The 7,592-nt window shown below is 69.8% G+C and carries 9 protein-coding genes and 1 pseudogene; 6 read left to right on the plus strand and 4 right to left on the minus strand.

All coding sequences use genetic code 11. The features are described 5' to 3' along the window. The 3 genes and pseudogenes from VF330_RS17835 to VF330_RS17845 form a co-directional block, all read right to left on the minus strand. Window positions 1-641 (minus strand): annotated as a pseudogene (locus VF330_RS17835) (ATPase); the annotation flags it as partial. A 106-nt stretch (window positions 642-747) separates the two neighbouring features. Continuing rightward, entirely contained in the window at window positions 748-1,410 is a 663-nt protein-coding gene (locus VF330_RS17840) for a Ku protein (RefSeq protein WP_330852740.1), read from the minus strand. A 97-nt stretch (window positions 1,411-1,507) separates the two neighbouring features. Then, window positions 1,508-2,893, minus strand: a complete 1,386-nt coding sequence (locus tag VF330_RS17845) for an SDR family NAD(P)-dependent oxidoreductase (RefSeq protein WP_330852741.1) — start codon at window positions 2,891-2,893, stop codon at window positions 1,508-1,510. A 36-nt stretch (window positions 2,894-2,929) separates the two neighbouring features. Between VF330_RS17845 and VF330_RS17850 the strand changes: the two genes are divergently transcribed. The 4 genes from VF330_RS17850 to VF330_RS17865 all read left to right on the plus strand — a co-directional run bounded on the left by VF330_RS17850 (window position 2,930) and on the right by VF330_RS17865 (window position 5,655). After that, window positions 2,930-3,625 carry an HAD family hydrolase gene (locus tag VF330_RS17850; protein ID WP_330852742.1) on the plus strand — a complete coding sequence of 232 codons (696 nt, stop codon included), beginning with the start codon at window positions 2,930-2,932 and terminating at the stop codon, window positions 3,623-3,625. A 54-nt stretch (window positions 3,626-3,679) separates the two neighbouring features. Continuing rightward, complete coding sequence (locus tag VF330_RS17855; protein WP_330852743.1) at window positions 3,680-4,882, plus strand: hypothetical protein; 1,203 nt, start codon at window positions 3,680-3,682, stop codon at window positions 4,880-4,882. Beyond that, window positions 4,879-5,295, plus strand: coding sequence for an SLATT domain-containing protein (locus VF330_RS17860; protein WP_330852744.1), 417 nt, complete (start codon window positions 4,879-4,881; stop codon window positions 5,293-5,295). The genes VF330_RS17855 and VF330_RS17860 overlap by 4 nt, the downstream gene beginning before the upstream one ends. Window positions 5,296-5,454: 159 nt before the next feature. Then, entirely contained in the window at window positions 5,455-5,655 is a 201-nt protein-coding gene (locus VF330_RS17865; RefSeq protein ID WP_330852745.1) for a hypothetical protein, read from the plus strand. Here VF330_RS17865 and VF330_RS17870 read toward each other — a convergent pair. Next, complete coding sequence (locus VF330_RS17870; RefSeq protein WP_330852746.1) at window positions 5,574-6,257, minus strand: DUF2306 domain-containing protein; 684 nt, start codon at window positions 6,255-6,257, stop codon at window positions 5,574-5,576. The two genes, VF330_RS17865 and VF330_RS17870, sit on opposite strands and share 82 nt — an antisense overlap. Before the next feature lie 89 nt (window positions 6,258-6,346). On the opposite strand from VF330_RS17870, the gene VF330_RS17875 reads away from it, so the two are divergent. Both VF330_RS17875 and VF330_RS17880 read left to right on the plus strand, forming a co-directional pair. Beyond that, window positions 6,347-6,562, plus strand: a complete 216-nt coding sequence (locus VF330_RS17875; protein ID WP_330852747.1) for an RNA-binding S4 domain-containing protein — start codon at window positions 6,347-6,349, stop codon at window positions 6,560-6,562. 328 nt (window positions 6,563-6,890) lie between these two features. Then, window positions 6,891-7,592 (plus strand): nucleoside-diphosphate sugar epimerase/dehydratase (locus tag VF330_RS17880; protein ID WP_414675394.1); only part of this gene is annotated, 702 nt, incomplete at its 3' end.

Below are 7,592 nucleotides of genomic sequence, written 5' to 3' on the forward strand. Positions count from 1 at the left end.
GCCTGCGCCGTCAGCGCCGTGAAACTCGCGGGAGAGAGGGTGGCGGGCCGTTCCTCGGTGGCCGCAAGCGCGTCGATCGTGTCAATACCGGCTAAAACCAGCTTCCGCCGCTGGTCCGTCCGCAACCCGGCCACGAGCGACAGGTCCCGTGCTTCCTCGCGCCCCGACGCGCAGTGCCGGGCGAACCGGCAGCCGGTGCACGCGGCCCGGACGTCACCCCAGGAGCGCGTCGGCGCGGGTCCGGGCTTCGCGAGCCGTGTGCGCAACCGGCCGAGCAACGGCGTGAAGTCGGCGATCCGGAACGACGTCCTGTGCCCGTCGACGACCAGATGCGCGCGCTCGGCCCCCACCGCCTGCGCCGCCGCGACCAGCGACAGCACGGCCAGCGGCGTGGCCTCCGGCACCACGTCGCACGGCTCGTAGCCGTCGGGCGTGCGGATCAGGGTCTGCGCTTCGCAGTGGAACACGCCGTCGAAGAACACGGCGTTCTCGACGATCTCCTCGCCCGAACGCATGTCGGCGGCCGTCCGGGCGGCCAGTCGGTGCAGCTCAGCCGGGTCGCCCCGCCGCTCGTCCCGCGCCAGGAAGCTGCGGTGCTCGCATTCGAGCAGGTCGACGAGGTCCGACGGGCTGGCGAGCATGGACAGTGATGCTAATCAGTCCCCGCGCGCGTGCCCTGGCGGCACGGGCGGACGACCCGCGTTCATCCCCGAAACGGGGGTCGTCCGCCCGCGCCACCAGGAAGAACTAGATGTTCGCCTCCACGAGGTGCAGCAACGCCTCGTGGTGCGTGTTCGGGTAGTCGTGGGGCTTGAACGGACGTGTCTGCGCCCGCACCAGTGCCGCCGCGGCGGCCAGTTCCCCGGTCCGCACCTCGGTGTCCCGGTGCAGGAACGCGAAGTGCGGCTCCCGGACCTCCTCGGGCCACAGAAGCGTGTGCAGCACCAGAACTCCGTGCTGCGGACGGATGGCCGCCAGGGTTTCGCGGCCCCGCAGCGCGAACTTCACGATCGCCGCGGCCTTCACCCGTTCCAACGTCTCCCGCAGCAGGACGTACGAGCGCACCGACAGGTCGTCCGGCTCGACGTAGTACGGCCGGTGCAGCGCGACCGGGTCGAGGTCGACCTGCGGCGCGAACTGCTGCACGTCGATCACGCCGTCCTCCGGCGCCGGCAGGTCGCCGGGGTCGATCTGCACGATGCGGCCGTCGTCGAGCTCGTAGCCGCGCCCGATGTCGTCCGGTGTCAGGCGCAGCGAGCACTCGCCGCACACCTGCTGGTGCCGCACGCGGCCGCTGTCCTCGCGGTGCACCAGGTGCACCTTGCCGCGGTGTTCGGTGGCGGCCGAGACCAGCCGCACCGTCATCGTCGTCATCCCGAACCGAAGTGCTCCCCGCCACACAGTCCTCATGACAAAGGAGTACTCGAACAGGTGTTCAAATACGCCTGTGACCTGATGAAAGGGCTCGTTTGGGTGCGTCCGACGGGTACCTCGGACACGTGCGTCACTACCAGGGCGAAGGCGCGTAGTCCTTCAGGAAGCACCCGTAGAGGTCCTCGCCGGCCTCGCCGCGCACGATCGGGTCGTACACCCGCGCCGCGCCGTCGACCAGGTCCAGCGGGGCGTGGAAGCCCTCGTCGGCGAGCCGCATCTTCAACGGGTGCGGCCGCTCGTCGGTGATCCAGCCCGTGTCGACCGCGGTCATCAGGATGCCGTCGGATTGCAGCATCTCCTCGGCGCTCGTGCGCGTCAACATGTTCAGCGCGGCCTTGGCCATGTTCGTGTGCGGGTGCCCGGAACCCTTGTAGGCGCGGGAGAACTGGCCCTCCATCGCGGACACGTTCACCACGTACTTGCGCCGGAACGCCGACTTCGCCATCGACGCGCGCAGCCGCGAGATCAGCAGGAACGGCGCCGTCGAGTTGCACAGCTGCACTTCCAGCAGCTCCACCGGGTCGACCTCGTCGACGTTCTGGATCCACGAGTTCGTCGCCGCGGTGTCCGGCACCAGGCCGCCCGCGTCGATCTCCTTCGAGCCCGCCATCAACGCCAGCGTCGTCACGGAGTGCGCCTCGGGGACGGCCGTGCCGGGCAGGGCGAGCTGGCCGTGGCCGCCGAACGAGATCAGCTCCGGCCGGCGGGCGTCGCCGGTCAGCGCCTCGTGCTCGGAGGCGGCCAGCGGCGCGTAGGCGCCGGGGGAGCGGCGGACGGTCTGCGCCGCGTTGTTGATCAGGACGTCCAACGGCCCGTGCGCCGCCACCTCGTCCGCCAGCGCCAGCACCTGGGCCGGGTCGCGCAGGTCGATGCCGACGATCTTGAGCCGGTCGATCCAGTCGGCCGCGTCCGGCATCGAGGCGAACCGGCGCGCCGCGTCCTTGGGGAAGCGGGTGGTGATCGTGGTGTGCGCGCCGTCGCGCAGCAGCCGCAGGGCGATGTACATGCCGATCTTCGCGCGGCCCCCGGTCAGCAGGGCGTTGCGGCCGGTCAGGTCCGCGCGGGCGTCGCGCTTGCCGTGGTTGAACGCGGCGCAGTCCGGGCAGAGGTTGTGGTAGAAGGCGTCCACCTCGACGAACCGCTTGCGGCACGTGTAGCAGGACCGCGCGCGCAGCAGCGTGCCCGCGGTCGCACCGGCCGCGTTCGACACCAGCGGCAGGCCCTGCGTCTCGTCGTCGATGCGGTCCGGCGACCCGGTGGCGGTCAGCGCGGTGACGGCCCGGTCGTTGGCCACGATGGCGGCCTTGCGCTCGGACTTCCGGAACTTCTTCGCGGCCTTGAAGATCTTCGCGGTGGCCCGGCGGACGCGCACCGCGTCGTCGTGCTCGGCGGGCAGGTCCTCGACCTGGGCAAGCACGCGCAGGCAGACTTCCAGCTCTGCGGGGTCGATCGAGGTCATGATCAGGCATTTTACGGGTGGAGGGGTGGTGGTCCGGTGACCGGGCCCGAACTGCTGGTGCTGTGGGACGTCGACAACACGCTCGTCACGGCGCGCGGCTTCGGCAAACAGATGTACCGCCAGGCGTTCGCCGACGCGTTCGGCAGGGAGCTGGACGGGGCCGTCGACCTCGGCGGACGCACCGAGCTGGACGTCATCGCCGAGGTCCTGCGCGGGCACGGCATCGAGCACACCGACGAGTCCTCCCGGCTGCTGGCCGACGCGCTCGCGCACTCGTTCCACGTCCGCCGCGACGACTACCCGGTGCACGCCGAGGTGCTGCCCGGCGCCCGCGAGGCCCTGGAGCACTTCGCCCGCGACCCGCGGGTGCACCAGGGCGTGCTGACGGCGAACCTCAGGAGCGTCGCGCTCCTGAAGCTGGAGGCGTTCGGCCTCGAGCACCTCGTCGACTGGGACGTGAGCGCGTTCGGCGACGAGCACCTCGACCGCGCCGAGCTCGTCACCTTCGCCCGCGAACGGGCCCGGCACCTCCGCGCGTTCACCCCCGACGAGGTCGTGCTCATCGGCGACACCCCGCACGACGTCCGCGCGGCGGTCACCGCCGGGGTGCGGCTCGTCGCCGTCGCCACCGGCCGCAGCTCCAGGCAGGAGCTGCACCGCGCGGGTGCCCGGATCGTGATCGACGACCTGAGCGACCTGGAACGGCTGGTCGGGAGCGTGTGGGCGGCCTGAGACACCTCTGTTCGGCTCTGGCCCTCGGTGGATCACGGCGTTATGGTGCGCGGCATGCCCACAGCAGGCGGCCCGACAGTCAGAAGGCTGTCCCAGCCGGACGCCGACATCAAACCCAAGGCCCTCGGTCTCCCCCGAGGCCGGACCGTGATCTCGGTGTTCGGTTCCACCCAGGAAATCGAGACGGATCTCGCCGCGAAGTTGTTGCCGGTGCTCAGATCCGTCGTCGTGACCGCGGCGCGCAACGGCGCCGTGTTCGTCACCGAAGGCACCGACCGAGGCGTTGTCCACTTGCTGGGCATGGCTTTGCAGGCGTGCGAGCAGCGCTGGCCCGTCGTCATCGGGGTCGCGCCGAGCAGCAAGGTCCACGACCTCACCGAAACCTCCACCAACGGTCAGGTCGCGCTGGAACCCAACCACAGCGTCGCCGTCGTCGTCCCCGGTTCGGAGTGGACGGACGCGACGCCGGTGCTGTTCCGCACGATCGATGCCGTCCGGCACAAGAAGCCGGTCGTCGCGCTCGTCGTCGGAGGCGAGAGCGAGAAGGAGGTCGTCGACCACCTCAGCGGTGACAACCCGTTGCTGGTGCTCGCCGGCACCGGCGGTCTCGCCGACCGCATCGCGACCGGTGACCTCACCGGCGACCTCGCGGTCCTCGTGCGCAGCGGCAAGATCTTCGTCGTCCACGTCGACGAAGGCCCCGCCAAGACCGTCACGGCGCTGGAACGGTTGCTGGGCAAGGAGAAGCCCGTCCGGCCGCCGAGGGTCTGGCCCAAGGTCCGCTACCGGGCGCCGGAACCGCGTCCGCTGGTCGACCCCGGTTTCGTCGTCGCCTACCCGTTGCTCGCCGACGCCATCCACGACGCCAACCAGGTTGTCGCACCGGCGTTCCAGGAGCTCGACGCGCAGGCCGACGTCGAGCAGAACCGCTACCGGCTGACGGCCGTGCTGGCGATCGCCGGCGGCCTCACGACGACGGTGTTCGCCGCGTTGCAGACGTGGCTCAAGGACACACCGTGGCCCGGCGTGCTCGTCGTGGCGGGCGGCGCGTTCGCGGCGGCCATCACGATCGTGGCGCGCAAGCGGGAGTCGCTCGACAAGTACCTGACGGCCCGCTACCGCGCGGAACGCCTGCGGGCGCTGTACTTCGCGCACCTCGCGGCACCGTCGCCGGGTACGGAGGAAGAACGCCAGGACAAGGTGGCGGACCTGGAGGCCGCGGTCAGCGACCGCAAGCACGAGGTGGTCAGGACATGAGCGACAAGCAGCGGCAGGCCCAGTTCGTCGAAGCCTATCTGCGCCACCGGTTCTCCGACCGGCTCGACCACTTCGAACGCGGCCGCAAGCGCTACTCCGCCGCGCGCACGTGGACCGTCGCGATCGCCGCGGCGCTCTTCATCGCGGCCGCCGCGGCCGCGGCGGTGGGGATGGCGGACGGCCCGCGCAGGGCGCTTTGGGGTTTCGCCGCAACGGTTCTGGCCGCCCTGGCCACCGCGGTGTCGCTCTACGAAGCCACGTTCGGCTTCCGCCGCCTCGCGCGGGAGAGCGCCACCACTTCCGTTGCGCTGCAACGCCTCGCGGTGGACGGACCCACGCCGGACGACGTGGACGACGAGCGGCTGGTTGCATTCGTGACCGAAGTGGAGTCCGTGCTGCGGTACGGCAGGTGAGGCGGGTTCCCGGCACCGGAAGATCAATAAGGTGCCGGGGCAACGCCTTCTGCGTTCGCACTCTGCGTGGGTGATCGATTACGGTAAGCACAAGTTCTGGTGTTTCGGTGATCCCGTTGTCATGATGGCTTCATCCCCCGATGCGGAAGCAGGCACGACATGACTTGGGCGCGTCCCGCGATCGCCGAGCCCGAAACCGGCACCTTCGCCGAGGCCAAGGCACTCGAGAAGGAGCACAGCACGCTCCAGAACAGCAAGGCGGCACGGACCGTGGCCTGTCACGCCACGGACGCGCTCGACTGCGCCGACCTGCTCGAGATGCTCGGGCTCAACGCCGCCGAGGGCAAAGCGCGGGTGTAGCCCCGCGACTGGATCCACCACTCGGCGACCAGCAGGTTCACCACGAACGACAGCCAGTTCGCGGTGGCGAAGACCAGAAGCCCGTCCGCTTCCGGCAGCAGCCCGCCGAGCAGCAGGCCCCACAGCCGGCCGGTCACGGCGGCGCCCGTCAGCGCGAACCCGCGGATCATCCAGATGCGGTGCGCGCCGAACCGGCGCCGCCGGGCCGTCCTGAGCCCGGCCACGGCCGTCGCGAACCACAGCACCGACAGCACCGTCAGCGGTGCCTGTGACGCGAGACCGGCCAGTGAGAGCTGTGCGCACACCACCCCGAGAACCGACGAGGGCAGCACGGCCGCGAAGTAGACGCGGCCCAGCGCCCGGTGCACCCCCGGACGCCTCGCGCGCAGCCCCGGCCAGAACTGCGGTACACCCGCCAGGACGGCGACCGTTCCGGTGAAGATGTGCGCCACGAGAAGCCCGTAATGCACGGGTCCGTGCAGCGGCGGCCGCGCCTGGCCGGCGTCCAGCGTCACGTACGCGCTCGCCGCGAAGATCGTTATCGCCACGCAGACGAGTCCTGACACCGCCAACCAGGCGGTGTACCCCCACGAATTCTTCATGTCTGAAGCGTGTCAACGTCTTCACCCGATCGCGCTGGGGACTGCCCCCGAGCGCGCGGTGGGGTGCGCCCTACTGGGATGATGGACTCATGCGGACGGTGGAGATCTCCGAAGAGCCGATCAGGCTAGGGCAGTTCCTCAAGCTGGCGGCGCTGGCCGAGGACGGCGGGCACGCGAAAGAGCTCATCGAGGACGGAGAAGTCCACGTCAACGGCGCTGTGGAGTTGCGTCGTGGCGCACAGTTGCGCAAGGGTGACGTGGTAGTTGTCAACGGTGATGAAGTTCGCATTTCCGTTCGGCCGTAACGCATTACTCCGTTCAGCGGTAAGAACATGCACAAACGCAGTCGATCGGTCTAGGGTCTGAAGACCTGTCCTGATCGATTTTCCCCATGGCACAGGCACCTTTGATGTCCCTTTTGGACATCGGGAACATCTTGTACGGCCACGGTTTTCAGGCGGTGAGACGTGGGTCACGTCCGGTATTGGGGATCCGGGGAAACTTTTTTCCAGGGTCTGTAACGCCGATGCCGGACGGGGCGAATCACCGGTTGCGAGCTTCGGCGGCCGATCCATCTGCGGCCGTGCCGGAGATTCGTTTCTCAAAGGTCCTCGGGGTGACCTGCGTACGTGCATGTCCGGAACCGCCGCTGAGCCGGGGAGATCAGAAACGATGAATGAGCAGGTCCGCGCCACCCGTGATGTCGACGGGTCGCGCTCCACGCTCAATCGGCTGTCCGAACACAGACAGACGCACCCTCCCGTCGCCCGATGGGAAAGCCGCTACCGCTACGCCGTGATCATCGCCGATGTGCTGACCGTCGCCCTGGTCGTCATCGCGACCGGTGCGGTCATGAGCATGCGTCACACGGCCTTCGGCCCGCTTTCCCTTGCACTGCTGGACATACTCACGGTGGTTGTCGTCGTGGGCTCGCTCGCGATCAACCGCGTCTGGACCCCGACGGTGCTCGGGCAGGGGGCCGAGGAGTTCCGAAGGCTCGGCCGGGGTTTGTTCGGCGCCGTCGTGGCGCTCGGTCTCGGCGCGCTCGCCGTCGACATCCCCGGCGCCCGCCTGTGGGTCTTCGTCGTCGTCCCCGCGGTCGCCTTGGTCGCCTTCCCCATGCGCTACCTGCTGCGCCGTCCGCTGCACCGCGGCCGGAGCGAAGGCCGTTTCCTGCTCTCCGTCCTCGCCGCGGGCAACCTGGAGACCGTCGAGGACCTCATCCACCGCACGCGCCGCGTCGCCCACCTGGGCTGGCGCGTGGACGCGATCTGCACGATCGACGGCCGCGGCCGTTCGGGCACCTCGGTCGACGGCGTGCCCGTCGTCGGCCAG

Origin of the sequence: Lentzea sp. (assembly GCF_036380075.1) — a bacterium.
Classification (GTDB): domain Bacteria; phylum Actinomycetota; class Actinomycetes; order Mycobacteriales; family Pseudonocardiaceae; genus Lentzea.

Coding starts and splice junctions, on each gene's coding strand:
- VF330_RS17840 (WP_330852740.1), bottom strand. CDS start 1,410: ATGAGGACTGTGTGGCGGGGAGCACTTCGGTTCGGGATGACGACGATG.
- VF330_RS17845 (WP_330852741.1), bottom strand. CDS start 2,893: ATGACCTCGATCGACCCCGCAGAGCTGGAAGTCTGCCTGCGCGTGCTT.
- VF330_RS17855 (WP_330852743.1), top strand. CDS start 3,680: ATGCCCACAGCAGGCGGCCCGACAGTCAGAAGGCTGTCCCAGCCGGAC.
- VF330_RS17860 (WP_330852744.1), top strand. CDS start 4,879: ATGAGCGACAAGCAGCGGCAGGCCCAGTTCGTCGAAGCCTATCTGCGC.
- VF330_RS17865 (WP_330852745.1), top strand. CDS start 5,455: ATGACTTGGGCGCGTCCCGCGATCGCCGAGCCCGAAACCGGCACCTTC.
- VF330_RS17870 (WP_330852746.1), bottom strand. CDS start 6,257: ATGAAGAATTCGTGGGGGTACACCGCCTGGTTGGCGGTGTCAGGACTC.
- VF330_RS17875 (WP_330852747.1), top strand. CDS start 6,347: ATGCGGACGGTGGAGATCTCCGAAGAGCCGATCAGGCTAGGGCAGTTC.